18 protein-coding genes are annotated in these 18,919 nt (G+C 48.2%); 4 read left to right on the forward strand and 14 right to left on the reverse strand.

Translation table 11 applies throughout. The annotated features are described in order from the left end of the window. The first annotated feature begins 8 nt into the window (after positions 1-8). Entirely contained in the window at positions 9-923 is a 915-nt protein-coding gene (ku, locus tag MKX30_RS15185) for a non-homologous end joining protein Ku (protein WP_341062952.1), read from the forward strand. Positions 924-945: 22 nt separating this feature from the next. Here the strand turns inward: ku and MKX30_RS15190 are convergent, their stop codons facing one another. From MKX30_RS15190 to MKX30_RS15225, 8 genes are all read right to left on the reverse strand, one after another. After that, positions 946-2,751: an ABC transporter ATP-binding protein gene (locus tag MKX30_RS15190; protein WP_071559030.1), complete on the reverse strand. Its 1,806-nt coding sequence runs from the start codon at positions 2,749-2,751 to the stop codon at positions 946-948. Between the two features lie 142 nt (positions 2,752-2,893). Next, positions 2,894-4,390 carry a nucleotidyltransferase domain-containing protein gene (locus tag MKX30_RS15195; RefSeq protein ID WP_341062953.1) on the reverse strand — a complete coding sequence of 499 codons (1,497 nt, stop codon included), beginning with the start codon at positions 4,388-4,390 and terminating at the stop codon, positions 2,894-2,896. A gap of 47 nt (positions 4,391-4,437) precedes the next feature. Then, positions 4,438-4,905: a lasso peptide biosynthesis B2 protein gene (locus MKX30_RS15200; protein ID WP_209941286.1), complete on the reverse strand. Its 468-nt coding sequence runs from the start codon at positions 4,903-4,905 to the stop codon at positions 4,438-4,440. Between the two features lies 1 nt (position 4,906). Beyond that, a complete protein-coding gene (locus MKX30_RS15205) occupies positions 4,907-5,209 on the reverse strand; it encodes a lasso peptide biosynthesis PqqD family chaperone (RefSeq protein ID WP_025720436.1) in 303 nt (100 codons plus the stop codon). Then, positions 5,196-6,239 (reverse strand): serine kinase, encoded by a 1,044-nt coding sequence (locus MKX30_RS15210; RefSeq protein ID WP_341062954.1) that lies wholly within the window; start codon positions 6,237-6,239, stop codon positions 5,196-5,198. Before MKX30_RS15210 ends, MKX30_RS15205 begins: the two co-directional genes overlap by 14 nt. A gap of 189 nt (positions 6,240-6,428) precedes the next feature. Next, complete coding sequence (locus tag MKX30_RS15215) at positions 6,429-6,557, reverse strand: paeninodin family lasso peptide (RefSeq protein WP_023987454.1); 129 nt, start codon at positions 6,555-6,557, stop codon at positions 6,429-6,431. Positions 6,558-6,609: 52 nt separating this feature from the next. After that, entirely contained in the window at positions 6,610-8,535 is a 1,926-nt protein-coding gene (locus MKX30_RS15220; protein ID WP_076264378.1) for an asparagine synthase-related protein, read from the reverse strand. Beyond that, on the reverse strand, positions 8,532-9,800 hold the full coding sequence (locus MKX30_RS15225) for a sulfotransferase family protein (protein ID WP_341062955.1): 1,269 nt from the start codon (positions 9,798-9,800) through the stop codon (positions 8,532-8,534). Before MKX30_RS15225 ends, MKX30_RS15220 begins: the two co-directional genes overlap by 4 nt. A 214-nt stretch (positions 9,801-10,014) precedes the next feature. On the opposite strand from MKX30_RS15225, the gene ligD reads away from it, so the two are divergent. Next, entirely contained in the window at positions 10,015-10,917 is a 903-nt protein-coding gene (gene ligD / locus MKX30_RS15230) for a non-homologous end-joining DNA ligase (protein WP_013309189.1), read from the forward strand. A 69-nt stretch (positions 10,918-10,986) separates the two neighbouring features. On the opposite strand, the gene MKX30_RS15235 is transcribed toward ligD, so the two are convergent. After that, positions 10,987-11,931 carry a YitT family protein gene (locus MKX30_RS15235; RefSeq protein WP_081384250.1) on the reverse strand — a complete coding sequence of 315 codons (945 nt, stop codon included), beginning with the start codon at positions 11,929-11,931 and terminating at the stop codon, positions 10,987-10,989. A gap of 195 nt (positions 11,932-12,126) precedes the next feature. Then, positions 12,127-13,557 (reverse strand): cardiolipin synthase, encoded by a 1,431-nt coding sequence (gene cls, locus MKX30_RS15240; protein ID WP_028543093.1) that lies wholly within the window; start codon positions 13,555-13,557, stop codon positions 12,127-12,129. Positions 13,558-13,703: 146 nt separating this feature from the next. On the opposite strand from cls, the gene MKX30_RS15245 reads away from it, so the two are divergent. After that, positions 13,704-14,735 carry a M23 family metallopeptidase gene (locus tag MKX30_RS15245; RefSeq protein ID WP_023987449.1) on the forward strand — a complete coding sequence of 344 codons (1,032 nt, stop codon included), beginning with the start codon at positions 13,704-13,706 and terminating at the stop codon, positions 14,733-14,735. Positions 14,736-14,780: 45 nt separating this feature from the next. Beyond that, on the forward strand, positions 14,781-15,242 hold the full coding sequence (locus MKX30_RS15250) for a bactofilin family protein (protein WP_341062956.1): 462 nt from the start codon (positions 14,781-14,783) through the stop codon (positions 15,240-15,242). Positions 15,243-15,281: 39 nt separating this feature from the next. Here the strand turns inward: MKX30_RS15250 and MKX30_RS15255 are convergent, their stop codons facing one another. The 4 genes from MKX30_RS15255 to MKX30_RS15270 all read right to left on the reverse strand — a co-directional run bounded on the left by MKX30_RS15255 (position 15,282) and on the right by MKX30_RS15270 (position 18,907). Next, positions 15,282-16,367 carry an AI-2E family transporter gene (locus MKX30_RS15255; protein ID WP_023987447.1) on the reverse strand — a complete coding sequence of 362 codons (1,086 nt, stop codon included), beginning with the start codon at positions 16,365-16,367 and terminating at the stop codon, positions 15,282-15,284. A gap of 243 nt (positions 16,368-16,610) precedes the next feature. After that, positions 16,611-17,393 carry an ABC transporter permease gene (locus tag MKX30_RS15260; protein WP_023987446.1) on the reverse strand — a complete coding sequence of 261 codons (783 nt, stop codon included), beginning with the start codon at positions 17,391-17,393 and terminating at the stop codon, positions 16,611-16,613. Beyond that, entirely contained in the window at positions 17,386-18,306 is a 921-nt protein-coding gene (locus MKX30_RS15265) for an ABC transporter ATP-binding protein (RefSeq protein WP_068938660.1), read from the reverse strand. Before MKX30_RS15265 ends, MKX30_RS15260 begins: the two co-directional genes overlap by 8 nt. Before the next feature lie 109 nt (positions 18,307-18,415). Next, on the reverse strand, positions 18,416-18,907 hold the full coding sequence (locus MKX30_RS15270) for a hypothetical protein (protein WP_023987444.1): 492 nt from the start codon (positions 18,905-18,907) through the stop codon (positions 18,416-18,418). Between the last annotated feature and the right edge of the window lie 12 nt (positions 18,908-18,919).

An 18,919-nucleotide genomic window follows, 5' to 3' on the forward strand; every position in this document is an offset into this window, starting at 1 on the left:
GCGGCGTAATGCATACAGTCTGGAAAGGTGCGATCAGCTTTGGGCTGGTTCATGTGCCCGTTAAAATGTTTTCTGCGACTGAGGATAAGGACATTTCCATGCGTTATATTCACAAGGAGTGTGGAAGCCCACTTAGCTATGTACGAAAGTGTCCCGTTTGTGACAAGGAGGTCGAATGGGAGGAAATTGGAAAAGCATACGAATATGAAAAAGGAAAATTTGTCATGTTCGACAAGGAGGAACTGGAGCAAGTTAGCGGACAAGCGGATAAAAATATTGTTATTTTAGATTTTGTGGATTTGCAGGAAATTGATCCGATTTACTTTCAGAAAACGTATTATCTGTCCCCGGATCAAGCTGGCTCCAATGCGTATAAGCTGCTCATGAATGCGATGAAGGATACCGGGAAAATCGGGATTGCCCAAATCTCCATCCGCTCTAAAAGCAGCCTGGCGGCTATTCGGGTGTTGGATGAATGTTTGGCGGTGGAGACGATGTTTTACCCCGATGAAATTCGCCCCATTGCTCAAGTGCCTAACTTACCGGGGCAGGAGGAGGTTAAAGAGAAGGAGCTGACCATGGCAAAAATGCTAATTGAGCAGCTATCTACACCTTTTGATGCAGCAAAGTATACGGATCAGTACCGCGAGCGTCTTCTGGATCTCATTCAACATAAAGTGGCTGGTGAAGAGGTGCGAATCGCCCCAACACAGCCTCAGACCAATGTAGTAGATTTAATGGCCGCCCTTCAGGCCAGCATCGAGGCAGTGCAACCTGTCGTTACCGATCCCGGCCCTGCTGCGAAAAAACGCCCTGCGCGTAAACCAGCGGCCCCAACAGCACAGCAGGCTGTTGCAGGCGAGAACATCTCTCCGACTCCAGTCAAAAAGAAAAGAAGCACTGCCAAACGTAAAGAAACTTAAGCTGAGTTACAGAAAAGTCTGGTTAAGGGGTGGCGGTGACACTGCTTTGATACGATAGTAGCTGACTGAACGCCCCCCGCTCCTCTTGTTCCAGTTGGTGGTAGTTCCCCTGCTGTATGACCTCGCCTTGATCCAGTACGACAATTTGATCCGCATGTCTGATGGTTGACAGGCGGTGAGCAATGACGATCAACGTCATTTGACCTTTCATCCGTTCCAGTGCTGCCTGAATTGCGGCTTCATGCTCACCATCCAGCGCACTTGTCGCTTCATCTAGTATAAGTACCGAAGGATGATGCAAGACAGCCCGTGCTAATACTAGCCGTTGACGTTCTCCTCCAGACAGACGAATCCCGCGATCTCCAATTACTGTGTCCAGCCCTTCGGGCAATCTGGATACAAAGTTGTCTGCGGCGGCAAAATGTAACGCCTCCCATAGCTGCTGCTCACTAGCATCCTTATCTGCCAGCATCAAATTTTCGCGGACAGTCGCGTGAAATAAAAATGGGTCTTGTGACACGTAGCCAAACGACTGCCGCCACTGGAGCAACAATTCGTCGTCCAGAACAAGCCCGTCTATTGTAATCTGCCCCCCAGTTGGACGTAAAAAACCCATCAGGACATCGACCATTGTACTTTTACCTGCTCCCGATTTCCCTACAATGGCTGTCATTCCCCGAGCGGGTATGAACAAGTTAATTTGACGCAGCGCAGACTCTGCTGCACCATCGTAGCGATAATCCAGATGGCTGCATTCGATCCCATGACGAAGGGACAGGGGTTGCCGTACAGATGCCGATACAATCAATGACGGATCTGTGAAAGCTTCGCACTCCTGTTGCACCTTGGTGACACTCTCAAAAGCGGAGATCATAGACATGATGTATTCCAGACTCGCTTGAATAAGAGCAAATCGGGGCCATAAGCGTGAAAATATAAGAATCAGCACAATCAGTTTTTCAGGAGTAACATGCAGCCACTGCAGCGATGTAAATATGACACAAGCGACAAAAACAGCTGCCGCTGTACGATGAAAAAACTGTGTGGTCGCATTTTGCCGGACAAATTGGGTCGTATTATCCTCCATGCGTTGTGTCAGGGAGCGAAACCAATGGATATTCGCCGCTTCCAACAGATTGCTTTTAATATCTTTCATGCCGTTCATGTGATCCGTAATCCCAGCAAAATAAACCTGCGACAGCTCAGTGGTACGATCACCTAATTGTTTGGCATTTCGAATGGAGCGGCGGAACACGACAAACAGCCCCAATCCACTCAGAAATACCAGCCCGGTTAAAGAGGGGGATAACCAAAAAGCCAACGCAATCTGGATCATCGTAAACATGACAGCAGTAGTCAGTTGAAGAAGCAAATTCGTTCCCTGACTGACACGCGCCAGCTCGGTCGTCATCACATGGCTAAAATCAGATTTACGCTGACGCAAATAAAATGCCCACTGCGCCTTCATAAAGGAAGTGTACACGTCTATTCGCAAAGAGCGCATAAAACGCTGCTGAATCCGCGAATTCAGGATGGATTGGTAACGCTGAAGCAAAGCCTGCCCTGTAAGCAGCACTATAAAAACCATCAACATCCCCGGCAACAGCCAGCTTTTAGGAATGAACGGCAAAAAATGTTCCAATCCACCAGACAGAAATGGCATCCCTGAATGACCAACAAATACGCCGATAGCCGCCAGCATAGGAACAAGCATATAAATGCCAAAACCCTCCAGCAGGCTGACAATGATCATACATCCAATATTGAGAAATAACGCACCGCCGTTCACGCTATACAGCTTTGTCATATATAATCGCAGGTGAACCATAATGCACACTCCTTATCCAGGATTTTGAAAAATTCGATTCCAGTCGCTCCAAAGTGCAATATATAGACGAACTAGACCATTTCGATCTATATATTGTTCATTGAAAGTCGCTTATTGGATTTTTGCAAAATCCTCTATCGAGTCAGTGCTTTGAAAATCGCCGCTTCAGCCAAAGAAATGGACGTAAAGGGATATACAAAAAATGCAGCTGGCGAGGCAGTGGAAAAACGGCCGAATCCCCCGTAGAAGGAAACAAACGGCTGATGAGGTACCATAGTCTGTGTCTTGGCTCTTTTAAGGAAAGCAAGTAAGTGCGGCTGACCGGCTGATGGGCAGCCGCCGTGTTTCTGGTCATGACTTGGCTGGAGGCGACAGCTGGAGTAATGGGGGCACAACGGGTAGCAGTGCTCATCGGGCTATGATCGGCGTTACTGGCATCTTCCGTGATGCTAGTAACGCCACTGGTGGCAAGCATGGCTGCTTCGCCACAGGTACCGCATACCGAAGCACCGCCATCCGGAGGGGCGGCCTCCGCTTGCTCCGCCAAAGCTCTGCTATGCAGCAGCTCTGATGGAGCAAGCCTACCTGTACTCGGCCCGTGGGCAATCGGGTACGGTGCGGGAACGCTGGCCTGCATGAAGGCCAGCGCGCTCAGCGCGAGCCTGTGCGCCTGCCGGGTAGCCGATGCCGGACGCATCGGCTCCGGTATCGGCGTACCCAACAGCGCAGCGGCGAGTGCCCAAGCCTGCCCCCCAGCAGGCAGGCCCCCGTAGCGGCGCATCATCGGCAGTAGCGCCTCCCAATCGACAGCACATACCGCAAGCCTGTCGATGTCAACCAGCCAGCGTAGCCTGAACCAGCCGTGACGCGCACCATGCGCGCTCAAGTACAGAAATTGATGCTCGCTGCCAAGCGTATACATACAGGACGTCATCACAGTCCTATTGTCGGCAGATCCCAATGGTACCTGCCGACTGGCTCCTGCAGCTTTGCCCATTTTCCGGCAGTTCCACAGCTCGTCAAAAGAGGGTTCCCCACCCCCATCCGGGTGAAGCCGCCAATGCAACTCAATCTCTACCCGTTTTTGCGGATGGAGGTAGGATGCATGGTGGTCCTTCCATTTCCAACTACCAAGGACACGCACTTCTCCGCTCTTGGACGCATATCCGGCTTCCTTCATCCAATGCTCAGCCTCATCCATATCGTCAGGGGCAATGAGTAAATCGATATCCTTGGAGGTACGCAGAGAAACATCCCCGTACAACTGCTGCGCCAGAGCAGGACCCTTCAACATAAGCACACGAATTCCATGAGCTATGAGCAGCCTGGTCAGACGCTCGGCTTCTGCTTGAAGATGGAGCATGCGAAGCGTGTTTCGATGATACTGCGCCTGAAGGTTTCGCAACAATTCTGCGGGAATGAACGGATGATTCAATGTTTTCAGTTGGAGATACACCGTAGGTACCACTCGATGGTGCTCGGTCAGACGTAAAAAGCGGACCCAATCCATCTCACGCAGCTGGGTAGCAGCAGTCTTATCCTGCCAATGAGAAACGTCTTTCCCCAATAGAGAGAGTAACAACGTTAATTCTTGATCCTCATTCCAATTCGCAAGTTCCAAAACAGACTTGGTGGGCATGCATTCTTCTCCTTCTTGTCTCATCGCATTAAAGCAAAGAACTGCCTTTATCTTTCATTTTTTGTATTTGTAGCCATCACAGCACGTCTCCCGAATATCCCCACCACCGTAAATGCTTCCATCTCCCGTTTCCCCGTAACATAAATCGGTCCGCTACGTACCCATGCATGTGCGGCCAAGCGTCCAGCGGCATTTTTGGCTGTGCCCAGATACAGCGTGCAGTCCAGTTTTCTGCGCCCCAGCAACGTCATCGCCGCAGCGGCTTGTACAAGACAACTACTGCGCCAAGGAGTATAACGGCTTGCCAGCTCCACAGCGTGCGAAATCTGCTGAATGGACTTCTCCTGCCTGACATCACACTGCCATGGAGTTTCTTCCATACATATGCCCCAAACCCTTGAGTAATCCCCAAAAGAACGACGCTGGCGCAGCCTCGCCCATCCCAGCTCCAGCCAGGCTTCCGGCAACAATTTCCTGACCTCTGGAGACAGGAGAAGAAGCCGTTGTATCCGCATGTTATACCGACTCCCGTAGAAGCTTCAACAGTCCTTCCCGCTCCAACTCAGCCACAAAGGTATGTACCTGTTGTCTGCACTGTTCCTCGTCCACCTCATATTCATTCGTCAGGACAGTTACGATATCGCCAAGGGAAGGACCGGATTCTGCCAGTTCCCAGATTCGTCCTCCTGTGAAGCCCAAGTTATAATATTTACCAGTGTTAATGCTCATCATCACTTTTTCTCCGTCCATATCACTGACATAGACCTCTTCACCGTAAATGACGCGATAATGGTCTTTAGCTGGATTAGTGGCTGCCATAACTCTTTTCCTCCTTACGAATGATATCAAGTACCCGTTGTACAACCTCGGACGCAGTAAAGACAGAACTATCCCTCAGCAGCCGCCAGCACTCTACTTTACGAGCCATCCTAGCCGCTGTATCAAACGACCATTCACTCAAACCCATTCGCGGAATAATCACCCTACGATATGTATGTTGTAGTAATGTATGCAAGCACTCCAGAACGTTCAAGGGCTGTTCCGTAACCGCCACTAGCTCCCCTTCGCGCATCAACGCACGGATTGGAGAATCTGCCACAAGCTCGAATACGCCCCCTAAGGGCAGCGGATCGTTAAAAAATTCATCTACGGCGGGTACGGCATATTTATTCAGTTCACCTGCAAGCATACGCAGATCACTGTATTGTGGCATTACAGAATTGCCATCAGTTAGGGACCGTATGTTATTTCTTTTGCGTGCATGCTTGTTCTCCCGTAAAGCCTCCAGTTGGAGCAAGCTATCCAACCCCAGCTTTTGCTGCGGATAAGCTGGATACACGATGGCTGAGGAAGCCGTAGCTTTTACAGCAATCACGTCATCACTAACCATCTGATAACCTGCCTGCCTAAAAGCAGCAGCCAGTGTCGATTTGCCCGTACCCGATTCACCCACAAATGCGTAGGCCCTCCCCCCGATGACGACCGCACTTCCGTGAATAGGTAATATTCGTCTTTGCATCAGCAGAACACCCATGCATGTACCCAGCACAAACAGCCGCACGGTGTCAGGATCGGCCCCGGAGAATATGCTTACTTCGATCTCCTTGCCTTCCCTGACGGCATAAATGGCCGTGCCTGGTATTTGGAACATAAATCGCTCATCTAGCATCACAAAATTGGCCTGCTCCAGCTGACCACTCCATGCAGTTAAATCAGCCTGCCGAATGACTACATCCTCTACTGCTTCCGGTGCTGCCAGGATCAGCTCAGGCAGATTCAGCTCACTGGCAATTCTGAGTCCAAAGGCTATATATTTCGTCCAACTGACATTTGTACTCCTGTCATGCACGATAGGACTCACTCCTCTGTCCTTAAAAATCCCGTCTTTATTTCTTGGGCAATACCTCTAACCCGAAGAAATAAAGACGGCTTTGTATTGAATACGAGTCCAATGGATTATGCTATTCTCGTTCATTCAGTCGTTATCGGACCAGTTTTTTGCTTCCAGCCCAACATCGGCTGCATGTATAACCATGTGTTAGCTTGGATTATGAAGATCGGCATCGTGGTCAGACACCCAGTCAATCTGTTTCCAGCCTTTACCCGCCATAGTCTGGTTAATATCCAGCACCTCTATCGTCGGTTCCTGCCATTCTTTTTTACTCATCTCATCACCTCCCCTCCAACGAATGGCGAACTGTCTGACCGGATAGGTTCGATCAGTTCAATCTACAGAGAAAACGGTACACGATCAGGCTATGCATTAGTAGTCGTATATTCGGATCAGACGCCTGCTCAGGGCGGGGGTGGTGAAGTTTCGCCATAGCCGTCTTAATAAACTCAATATTGAGATATTCGGCGGCTCGTAAATCATGACACATCAGTTGAAGCTCTCCCATAAACGTATCCCAGCAAGGAAGCATTCGATGTAGCCAATCTGCAGGCTGCACACCGCGTACCCGCTGGTTCAATCGAACATCATCAGGTAGATGATCACGCATGGCCGTACGAATGAGGGCACGGTCCCGACCGTTTTGCACATACTGTTCAAAAGGCACCGATAAGCAAAAGCGAATCACTCGGCTGTCTCCGGTCGGATCACGTTCCCACAGGCCATACCGTAGTGAAAGTTTGGTCGCGACCACACCATTTTTGTTAGCAATCGCCAAATTCGAAAATTTCTCTTTTCTCGTCTGATCGGCGTTTTTCATCCAGCCTGTTCCGCTCAATACAGGAATATCTTCTACATGCATCCGTTTGGCAAACTCCGGGTGGATCAGTGAAGGAACGGGACTTCGATTGCTACGCCGCAGCCATGAACGAGATTCAAGCGAAGTCGCTTTTTTCAACATCACAGGGAGTAGATGAGACATACGCCTGCCCGTAAGCTTGCTGTACCGCCACAACCCCTGAAAGGATTGCAACCAGTGCAAACGACGAAACTGCCGGGCATAATAGTCTAGTGCAGGGCCCCACGATACGGTAAAATTGCCTCGTGCCCCGGTCAACAGTACACCGACATTGTGCTCCTGTGCTTTTTCATAAAAACCTCTGATCCAGAAGGAGTTTTCAAAATATTTGTAGGGTGCTTCCATGAGTTCCAGCCAAATATCAATTTCAGAAAACGGACTTTTACCCTCAAAATCCATATAATTCTCGTGAATGTTGCCCACATAGCGAGCCGTAGACTGAATATAGCTTCGTTCGTTCGCCAGCAATGTAGGCGGTGTCCAGTCTGTAAAATCTTGAACAGGCACATAGCTGTAGGCATGCAGTGGCTTTTGTTGCAAGTGCAGCGATGGTGCGGCAAAGCTGGCAACCGCCCCAGAATCCAGCCCTCCGCTCAAGGCAGCCCCTACAGCGCGATGCGTCCGTAGTCGGGCAGTGACCGCCTGTGTGAACACCTCGCGGAAAGCTTCTATGTACTCGCCCCCTGTTTTGAGCCGCAGTGGCTCTACCTCATCCAGACATGCATATTTATGAAGGGTTCGCTTCCCCTCCTCCATAGTGAACCAATGTGCAGGAGGAAGCTGGTTGATATGCTTGTATGCGGTCGTTCCGATATCGACGGATTCCTGCATGGCACGGATGGACAAAAATTCGGCCAGCCACGGTTCATGCAGTTCTTTTCGCAGAGAGGATAGGGCCAAAAGTGGAGCGACTACCGTGCTAAACGCGAATCCTCGGTCATGTTGGTAGATGTACAGCGTACGATTTCCTGTCACATCTCGAGCACCATATAATCGATGTTCCTTGGCATCCCAAATGACAAAGGCAAAATCACCTATCAGATAACTGGCTGCTTCCACTCCCCATTTGTCATATGCCAGCAAAATCAGCTCGCTGTCCGTGATATCTTGCCGCCGTTCCTGCTCAACTCCCAGCCGTTCAAACAGCTCGGAACGATTGTCAATAATCGCATCCGCCGTGATTGCCAAATCTCTTAGCTCATCATAGAAGGGAAGACGCTCATGAACAGATTCCGGGGTCACATGCTGGGCATGACAACCTAAAAAAATAGAGCCTTCGCACCAAGCGCATACGCGGTCAGCGGGATATTTTCGCAGGGCTTGCATCATTTTCCCGCCTTCTTCGGTGCTTACGGACTCATGCCCAAAGCTATAGATTCCGGCAATCGCACTCACGTTCTTCCCCCTTTTTCTTTTCCTATGCTTGATAACGCTACAGACGCCAAGCGCCCGAGCTTACGGGCAAAGAGGCTGCGAGATCGGAGACCTTGATTTGGGCGTTGATAGCTTTGGAGCTGAGCGATAAGACGGTTCCGCTCCTCATAGCTATGTGCCAACCTGTTTTCCAGTGATTGGATCCGCCGATCGTTCACGATCTGGTCCACCTGCATCCTTGCCAGATCTTGAGGTACAGTATGACGGGTTGCATTTATCACAAGTTCTCTGTTATCTGCATCCCGGTCTTCCAGCATCCGATAAGCTGCCTTCCATTCAAAGCCGCTTTGTTGGAGAAATTGTTGTGTACGTTGACTCAGCAGCTCTATATCCGGCTCCTCTTCAAAGCGGACTCCAGTCATCTGCTCAGCCTGCTCCAACGCTTCCGCGTAACCAAGCTGCCTAAACATGCGGGACCCAATGCTTCTGCAATATAGCTCAATTTCCGTTTTACTCAACAAATGTTGCCAGCTATGTACCGAATCCTGATGCGCCTGCTCATGCTCTCCTACGAATGGATCACCCGCTCCCATGCTATAAAAAAGACTGGATTTGGGCGTATCCGCAAAGTCTCCGTACTTTTCCATCCCCGGCTCATACTTGATCCCCAGAAAACCGCACAGCTTCTCGATCTCCATCGTTGGATTGGATACGAGTTGTTCATACCTAAGCGGGTATGCAAGTGGATGAGGTGTAGCAAAATAATGAGCGTAACGGAACAAACCAACCGTAATATCCGTCATTTTCATATTAAAATGCGGACTCCCCAGTTCCTCCAGCAGTTGAAAACGTCCATTCCGTAGCTGATTGACCTTTTTGAATGAGGCCACAATGGCTAAAGGATTCCGGATAAGCCACAGCCTGCGGGCAGCAGGGAATAAACGGTCTATAAATTCCAGCACCGTATAGTAACGCGGGGATTTGTCGATAAGCATATCTGCTGTAGTTCCTTGAAGCAGACCATTATATATTTCAAGTGCATACGAACGGGAGGCCTGCTCCAGTACATCGGAGGAAACCATACCTTTAAAAAATTGCCGAAGTATCCCTGTTCCTCCATATGGCCGTGCATGTGACTGAGGAAGATCATATAAACTGAGCAGAAACCACATTTCCTGTGTGGCAAACAGGCGGGAATGGTTTTGCAAAATGGCGGTAAGCAGCGAGCTTCCACTCCGAGGGACACTTAACAGGAATACCAGCCCTCCGCCTTGCTTTTCAATCAAGCAAACTCCTCCTCTACCTCTGCTCAAGACACTTTAATAGATACATATCGTATTTTTTATTATAAATTTATGATACATAATGTATCTTGTCAATCCCTTTGATGGATAAATTCAGCACTTCACGTTCATGTTAAACCATATGTAGATCTATAAGTGCAACAATCAGCCTGTAAATAAAGATTTTGCTGCATGTTAGCCAAAGGAGGATAGCATTATGGGACAAGCTGTTAAAGGTACTATTACCATTGAAGGTCAGGAAATTCCTATCACCAACCCGGATAAACCACTGTGGCCTGAAGCAGGCGTGACTAAGGCGCTATATCTTCGCAAGCTCGCGGTATTGGCTCCCTTCCTGCTCAAATATTGCCATCATCGTCTGCTGACCGTCATCCGCTGGCCACATGGGATTCACGGTGATTTTTTTTATCAGAAAAATGCCCCACGTCCTCGGCCGGACTATATTGAAACCGCTCTGCATGATGGTATTGAATATATCGTGCTCGGCAAATTGCCACAACTTCTCTGGCTTGGTAATCAAGCTGCGTTGGAATTCCACCCCTCTCTGCATGAAGCGGGAAGCAAGCTGCCCTGTGAATGGATGATTGACCTTGATCCATCCAGAGAGGTGGAGCCACGTATTATGGAGGCAGCCTCTATTGTCGGTGAAGTACTGGCTTCGCTTGGTTTGGATTCCGTCCCCAAAACTTCCGGGGCCACAGGTGTACAAATTATCGTTCCGATCCGTACAGGCATAACCTTCGACGAACTTCGCAGCATCGGGCTATTAGTTGGACAGTTTGTGACAGAAAAGCACCCGCATCTGTTCACACTCGAACGGTTAAAGAAGGATCGGGGAACAGCCATCTATTTTGATTATTTGCAGCATTATCAGGGGAAAACTCTGGCCGCTCCTTATACCCCGCGGGCACGCCCCGGCGCTACGGTCTCCACTCCGCTAACATGGGAAGAGGTACGGCAAGATGTATCACCACTTGACTACCATTTGCTGAATATTGAGGAACGACTAAACCAGGTAGGCGACTTGATCGACAAGGTTCCTCCCCAGCCCGTAGAAGACGTCCTCAAGCATATGCGCACCAAGGCACACCGAACCTGATCCATGCTTGGAAGAACAAAAAAGGGGACGAACCCCGCAGCCATTAGGCTGAGAAATTGTCCCCTTGCGCTAGTGTATTCCTTTTTTCTTAAAGCGTCCGCCCTTCACATCGTGAATGTTACCGATCGCAACGAAAGCGTGTGGGTCCCAATCTTCAACGATGCTCTTCAGCTTCGCTTCCTCCAGTCGGGTAATGACGACGAAAATCACTTTCTTGCTTTCGCCCGTAAAGCCGCCTTCACCTTCCAGATAAGTTACGCCCCGTCCAAGACGATCTGTCAGGGCATCCCCAATATCACGGTATTTTTCACTAATAATCCAGACCGATTTGGACTGATCCAGACCTTCAATCGTAATATCAATCATTTTCATGGCAATATAATAAGCAATCATGGAATACAGGGCATTCGGCCAACCGAACACAAAACCTGCACTTCCCAGAATGAAGATATTAACGAACAGTACGATCTCACCGACCGAAAAAGGAGTTTTTTCACTGACGAGAATAGCTACGATCTCTGTTCCATCCAGCGAGCCGCCGGACCGAATCACAAGACCCACCCCAACGCCGAGAATGACGCCCCCAAAGATAGCACCCAATAGTGGTTCGCCAGGAGTCAATGCACTTACATTGTGAAGTAACGCGGTACCGATGGACATCACGATAATGCCGAATAATGTGGATAAAGCGAAGGTTTTACCGATTTGTTTGTAGCCGATAACTAAAAATGGAAGGTTCAACAGGGTCAGGAAAATACCGAGTGGATAGCCAGTAATCTTGGAGGCCATGATGGAAATACCTGTGACGCCTCCGTCGATAACGCCGTTAGGAACCAGAAATATTTCGAGGCCCACTGCCATAAGCGTCGCACCAAAAATAATCATGGCCGCACGCTGAAACAGGCGTTTTGCTTTGTTCTTCGGATTAGCTGGAATTTTGCTGATCTTGGTCAACTCTCCGGTTACATCTGTGATTTCAGACAGATTTTGAACTTCCTTGCTCACTACACTCATATATAAATCCCCCCGTTACAGTATGGTATATTGGACCGAAAAAGGGGCTGCTATCCGCAGTCCCCTCTCCTTTACCGCGCTTGTGTTATATGAATAGTATACCATAAAACTGTGATTTTGCGCAAAAAAGTTAGCAAAGAGCACATAAATCACAATAAAGCGGGATTATATCGATAAAAACGGCGAAAACCGCCTTTAAAGGAGTGGAGAGAGCATGCGAGTTAGAATTTCAGCTATTTTCTGAGATCGAGGCCGTCTGCGGAACACGTTTAAATCTATGCGTGAGGAGTTGGAAATGTCCTCTACAAAATCTTCCGAAAGCCGTTCCAGTGCTGAATTAGCAAAAACTATAGCGGTCAACTCAAAATTATAGAAAAAGCTGCGCATGTCCATATTGGCGGTCCCGACCGAGCCGAGTAAATCATCGACAATCACCACTTTGGCGTGAATAAATCCTTTTCGATATTGGTAGAACTCCACCCCTGCCTCCAGCAATTCTTGCACATAGGATAAAGACGCCAGATGAACCAGCTTCGAATCGGATTGGTAGGGAATAATAATTTTCACATCTACGCCACTGACTGCTGCTAGCTTGAGCGCCTCATAAATCCCCAGATCGGGAATAAAATACGGCGTCGTAATCCAAATCCGCTTTTTGGCAACTGTGAGCGCTCCAAAACACATTTCCTGAATCGTATCCCAAACCTGATCGGGACCGCTGCTCAAAATCTGTACTTCCTCATCCCCAGTGCAGGTATGTGGAGGAAATAAATTCACATCCATCAGCCTTTCCCCTGAGGCCAGCTTCCAGTCGCTAAGAAATGCATTTTGCAGAAAATAAACGCTATCTCCTTCAATCTGCAAATGCGTATCCCTCCAAAATCCCACTTTGGGGTATTTTCCGAGATAATCGTCGCCTACATTAATCCCTCCCACAAATCCGATCATGCCGTCCACCACCACGATTTTCCTGTGATTGCGATAGTTAATCCGGCGGTCCAACGTGGCGAAAAACGGAGGTAGAAAATAATGAAATTCCACTCCCGCCTCACTACAGGTACGAATAAAGGAATAGGGCAAATGGTAGCTTCCTACACCGTCCACAACGAATCGTACCTTTACTCCCTCACGTGCCTTGCGGATCATGACCTCTTGAAACTTTCTTCCGATTTCGTCGGCCCGAAATATGTAAAACTCCACATGGATATGATGTTGTGCATGTTCCATCGCTGTCAGCATAGCCTCGAAGGTTTCTTCACCGTTCGTCAGCACACGTGTGCGATTACATCCAGTCAACGGGTTTTCTGACATACGAATTAACTGGTTAAACAGACGCTCCTGATGCTTGAAATGAGGATTATGCATTTGCTCCACATGTTCAATCACCTTGGATTGCGCCCACAGACGCTCGCGAAATTCACGAAACAGCTGCGATCCCCCTTTTCGAACCATTTTGCGCTTCTGATAATCCTGTGCAACAAAGTAGTACACGACAAAGCCAATGAGCGGGAAGCAAAACAAAATAAAAAGCCAGGCTACCGCTTTGGACGGCTTGCGAAATTCAAAGAGCAGGATCGTCCCGGTCTGAAAAATAAAAACAATTAAAACCAACAGCAACCACAGCATGTCTAAGCCTCCTTATATATCTCAGGATTTTGCAAAATCCTCATCTACGTTTTATACTAAGCTCCAATTTTTTTGACATGTTTGGCTCTTAAGCTGAATAGATAGTAACCAAGCACTATAGGAGCGATGTCCGGAAAGGAGCGATTATGAAAAAAGGAAGCCTAAATCGCCGGATGACCCTGCTTGTTATTCGGGATGCACAGCAACCGCCCAAGCAGCTACAATGCTCTACAGCCGCTGTCATTCTCGTCCCAACTCTTGTGATCGCGTCTATCTCTACACTCGTGATCGGGCTGCAAATCCGTTCTTCCCATATTATCTCCCAAATGGAAACGAATCTTGCTGTCCAGAGTTTGCAGATGGAGGTCACGGTAGCGGACAAGGATGCAGCCATTGGGCGACTACGGCAGGAAGTCATGGAGCTGACGAATCAAGCCACCAATATTCGTGAACGCCTCCAGCGTGTAACGGAGCTGGAACAGCAAATGCAGCAATTCATTCGAAAACACGGAAACTCATCTGCCACAAGTAACCATAAAAAGACCATGACGCCGCTCTCCTGGGATGCTTCCGGCCATATCGGGGGCGAGCTGATCGCAGTGCATGAAAATACTGCCCTCCTAACTCGCCAGGCAATGGATGATTTTCAGGAGATCGAATCTCTGTTGGACACGGTGGAACGTACGGTTCCCCGCTCTATTCAGCAAGCAAATGCCGTACAGCAGAATCTGGAGCGCAAACAAGCCGCACAGCTACTCCAGACTCGTAGACTGGCTCTTGCCGAGCAAGGGAATCCCTCCGTTTGGCCTGTAGGTTCACGGCGAATGACCTCCAGCTTCGGCTATCGCAGCGACCCTTTTACGGGCAGATCTGCCTTCCATTCAGGCGTGGACATTGCCGGACAAACCGGTGATCCTGTCTATGCAGCAGGAGCCGGCACCGTCTTGGAGGCTGCTTCTAGCGGAGCCCGCGGCAAGTGCATCATCATCCAGCATCCTGACGGACTCCAGAGCTGGTATATGCACCTGAGCGGCATGCAGGTGGCTCCGGGGGATCGTGTCCACAAAGGACAGACCATCGGTCTGCTGGGAAGTACCGGGAGAAGCACAGGACCTCATCTTCATTTTCAGATCGTCAAGCATAACCAACCTGTCGATCCATTACTGTATGTACAATGAGGATTTTTGAAAATATTTACAATAAAAGATTGGGGGAAAACCATCATGTTCAAGGAATCCAAAAAAAAGCTCTCCGCCCCAGCTATGGATACACTGCTCGCTAATGGCACCAGCTTTGAAGGTACAGTTGAGGCAGAGGCCAATATTCGGATTGACGGTCATTTTCAGGGCGATATCCGCAGCACTCGTACTGTCGTCGTTGGAGAATCTGCTGTTGTACGTTCGGATATCATCGCACAAGACGTCATTCTTGCCGGTAAGGTGTTTGGCAGCATTACTACAGAAGGACGACTGACCATTACGCCGACAGGTGAACTGTACGGAAATACCGCGACCACTGCATTGGTCATTTCTGAAGGCGGTATACTGGACGGCACAATTCAAATGAACCGAACAAAGGATGTAGAGTTGTCAACTTCTACGAATGAGTCAAACGACGAAACCCAATCTAGTTTCAGCAAAAACAAGGAGGATAGCCAAGCCGCTCTGCAATCCGAAGCAGGATAAAGTCAGTATATACTCCTTTAAATCCAGTGCATTCTCCATTCATTCCATAATATCCTCCACTCTGCGTTCCAAAAATAATTGGTACACCTTGCGTATGACGATTTTTCCGCACATATACAATGGAATCACCAAAATGATACCCAGAATCCCGAGCAGGTCGCCACCAACTAACAGTAAAATAACGACAGTCAACGGATGAATATCCAGCTGCTTGCCAAAAACTATAGGTGACAGCCAATTATCCTGAATTTGCTGTGCAGCGATCACCACGACCAGGGACCAGAGTGCCATCGAAGGTGATTCGAGTAATCCAATAATAACCACAGGTATAGAAGCAGCCACTGCCCCCACATAGGGAATAAAATTAAGAAAAATCGAAATAACGGCAAGCAGCAAGGCATAAGGCAAGCCAATAATTAAAAATCCAAGAAACATCATCACACCCAACGCGACATTAATCAGCACCCGACTCACGATAAAGCTGCTGAGTGCACTATCGATATCTTCCATAACCTCCAATGCGTCCTTGTGATATTTTTTTGGAAAGAAGTTTAGCATTTTAGGGCCAAACTTGCTCCCTTCCTTCAGCATGTAATAGAGCAATATTGGAAAGGTAGCCAATACAATAAAAAAGTAGGACACGAACGATACCAGCTTTACCGAATAATCAGACAGTGTCGAAAAAGCTTCGTTCAACGTATCTGACAGTTGTGACAGCGGGTCTTCACCCGGAGGCAGCACTTGTCTCAAGGATTGATTATGCCGCCATTGGCTCAATTGATCAACCAGACTTTTAATGAGCTTCGGCGCATTTTCAAATAAATTGGTAACTTGATCACGCAGCGTAGGCCACACACCCCATGAGAAAACAAACAATAACACTCCAATGACCAAATAAATCAGCAAGATGGAGATAGATCGTTTGATTTTTCTCCGTTCCATTACATCTACAATCGGCCTCAATAAATAATAGAGGAAAAAAGATAGCATCAACGGTACAACCAGCAAGCTGACCAAAGATACGAGAGGACTGAATATAAAGCTTACTTTGGTGCCCAAGTAAATGATGAGTAATAGCATGACAATACCCGTAGTCAGACGAAAAAAACGATTATTTTGCAGCATATCATGCGGCCCCCCTCTGTTCTGTTTCTCTCTACCTCTTTAAACGCAAAGTGACCCTATTGATTGATTCTTGCTGAAAATAGATTACAATATACCCCTGCACGTAGAATGTGTAGTAAAAAATGACATATATACAGGATAAAATAGTCTTAAATGAGGATTTTGTAAAATTCTTAAATAACAAAAGGACGTCCAAATGCTAGGCATTTGAACGTCCTTTGTGTTACTCTATGGCACTTCGATTTAGGTCGAAACATCCCGTTTTACGAAAACCACCCAGGCAATGGCGATAAAAATCACATAATAGGCGGCCAGCACGGTGAGCGAAAAGGTTAGACTGGAACTTACTGTACCCGGCGGCATATCTAAATATTTTTTCAGATCCATATGCGTAAATAGAACGTATTTGGTCCATTCAAAACGATCTGTGCTGAACAAGCCAATCGTGTTATAAACTGTTTTGGTGAACATCATGAACAGTGACAGCCCAATCGCCAAGGCACTGGAACGGAAAACAGCGGACAGCATAAAAGCAAAGGCCATCGTCACGAATAAGGCGATATAGCTATACAAGAAGTTCAGTGTTACGTAAGATATCGGATCACTGAACAGCGGAACAGAACCCGCTGGTGCATCCTTGGATAACATCAGCCATGAGGACAGCGTAACCATCAAAATCAAAATGATCGTTCCGAGCAAACTGAACAAAATCACGGATATATACTTGGACAACAATATTTTGCTGCGAGTCCAAGGTCGGATGAGCAGCAGCTTAATCGTTCCCCAAGTAAATTCACCAGCCACCGAATCAGCGGCTACAATGACCGTAAACGTCGTATTGAGGAAAAATGTAAACAACGTCGTCAACGCAATCCCATCCCACACACTGACCTGATCGGAAACCAAGGAAATCAGCATCGGAATCACAGCAGTGATGACCGCCAGCAATCCCAGCATAATCCATGTGCGCACACGCAGGTAAATTTTCAGATTTTCGTTATGTACCAGCTTGAAGAAATCACCCAATGACCCCGCCTCCCGTCACTTCCAAAAATTGATCTTCCAGCGTACGGGCAACCGGGCGAATCGCATATACTTTAATGCCATTTGCAGCCAGCAGGCTGTTCATCTCTGCAATCTGTTCCCGCTCCAGGTGAAGCAGCAGTTGATTACCTTCGACGCGCCCTGCTCCAGCAAGCGCATAAGCTTGTTCGGCATCATTTACCTCAAAAGCAATTTCCGCCTTATGCACTTCCTCCCCTGTATTCTTCAGTTGCTTGATATCAACCAGCCGTCCGCTCTGAATAATAGCTACACGGTCGCACATCAGCTCCATCTCGGACAACAAATGGCTTGATACGAATACAGTAATTCCTTCCGTACGGGTCAATTGACGCAAATAATCCCGCAGTTCACGAATACCCTGCGGGTCCAAGCCATTGGTCGGCTCGTCCAGCACAAGCAGCTTCGGTCGATGCAAAATCGCCTGAGCTACCCCAAGTCGCTGCCGCATCCCGAGCGAGTAGGTTTTTACTTTATCGTGAATCCGATTTCCGAGTCCCACCAGACGAATCGCTTCTTCCACGCGCTCTTGGGTCACGCCAGGAGACATTCGCGCAAAATGCTGCAAATTTTGATAGCCTGTCAAAAACTTGTACATCTCCGGGTTCTCAACAATCGCGCCGACATGGGCAACGGCCTTTTCAAAATCGGTATTAATGCTGTCTCCACAAATATGAATATCGCCCTTGCTGATCGAAATCAGGCCAACCATCATACGGATGGTGGTCGTTTTTCCCGCACCATTGGGTCCAAGGAAACCAAATACCTGCCCCGCCGGAACCTCCAGCGTCAGATCATCCACGATCGCTTTTGAGGAAATGATTTTACTCACACCCTCCATACGTATGACGGGAACCTGTCCTGTCGCTTGCTGCATGCTTTGAAACTCCTTCCATCCGGAGTGAAGCTGTGATCCATTTTACTGTACATTTCCGGTTTTGGAAGTATTGTACCATATTTAACCTTTTAGAAACACCACGCAACCTCTATTCCTTGTCCTTGTATATCCAAAGCACCCGCCACTTCTCATCTTCCTGCGTCACATAACAAGGCTGTACGATATCAAAATTACCGAATCGGGTCTTGTAATGCTGAGTGACCGTAATACGGTAAACTTTCCCTAACTCTTCTCCATTCTGATCGGTACGAATGTCATATTCAGCCTGCGGCTCCCCCAGTTCAAACGTGAACGTATCCGTCCCCATATCCTGCATAAAAACGTGCGCACGCTGCTGTACATACGTGGACTTCTCGAATTTCTTTTTCATTTGCGAATGAAAAAGCTCCCATGAGCCTCCGAAATTTCCCGATTGCTCCATAGTGTAGAACTCGTTCAGTGCTTCTACCGCTTGATCGCCCTCGCCTGTAGACATCACCCCATGCAGACCCAGCCACAGCAACCATAACAATCCACATATGATTGCAAAATATAATAGCTTACGGACGAACGCCGAAGCCGCTCTCCTTCTAAACAGCACACATTGCCCCTC

This window comes from Paenibacillus sp. FSL P2-0173 (assembly GCF_038008045.1).
Taxonomy (GTDB): Bacteria; Bacillota; Bacilli; order Paenibacillales; family Paenibacillaceae; genus Paenibacillus; species Paenibacillus polymyxa_B.

Bases quoted from the DNA above. Each gene is read 5' to 3' on its own strand.
- MKX30_RS15250 (WP_341062956.1), top strand. From the start codon at position 14,781: ATGTTCAAGGAATCCAAAAAAAAGCTCTCCGCCCCAGCTATGGATACA.
- ku (WP_341062952.1), top strand. From the start codon at position 9: ATGCATACAGTCTGGAAAGGTGCGATCAGCTTTGGGCTGGTTCATGTG.
- MKX30_RS15215 (WP_023987454.1), bottom strand. From the start codon at position 6,557: ATGAGTAAAAAAGAATGGCAGGAACCGACGATAGAGGTGCTGGATATT.
- cls (WP_028543093.1), bottom strand. From the start codon at position 13,557: ATGCTGTGGTTGCTGTTGGTTTTAATTGTTTTTATTTTTCAGACCGGG.
- MKX30_RS15195 (WP_341062953.1), bottom strand. From the start codon at position 4,390: ATGCCCACCAAGTCTGTTTTGGAACTTGCGAATTGGAATGAGGATCAA.
- ligD (WP_013309189.1), top strand. From the start codon at position 10,015: ATGGGACAAGCTGTTAAAGGTACTATTACCATTGAAGGTCAGGAAATT.
- MKX30_RS15245 (WP_023987449.1), top strand. From the start codon at position 13,704: ATGAAAAAAGGAAGCCTAAATCGCCGGATGACCCTGCTTGTTATTCGG.
- MKX30_RS15205 (WP_025720436.1), bottom strand. From the start codon at position 5,209: ATGGCAGCCACTAATCCAGCTAAAGACCATTATCGCGTCATTTACGGT.
- MKX30_RS15235 (WP_081384250.1), bottom strand. From the start codon at position 11,931: ATGAGTGTAGTGAGCAAGGAAGTTCAAAATCTGTCTGAAATCACAGAT.
- MKX30_RS15190 (WP_071559030.1), bottom strand. From the start codon at position 2,751: ATGGTTCACCTGCGATTATATATGACAAAGCTGTATAGCGTGAACGGC.
- MKX30_RS15265 (WP_068938660.1), bottom strand. From the start codon at position 18,306: ATGCAGCAAGCGACAGGACAGGTTCCCGTCATACGTATGGAGGGTGTG.
- MKX30_RS15255 (WP_023987447.1), bottom strand. From the start codon at position 16,367: ATGCTGCAAAATAATCGTTTTTTTCGTCTGACTACGGGTATTGTCATG.
- MKX30_RS15200 (WP_209941286.1), bottom strand. From the start codon at position 4,905: ATGCGGATACAACGGCTTCTTCTCCTGTCTCCAGAGGTCAGGAAATTG.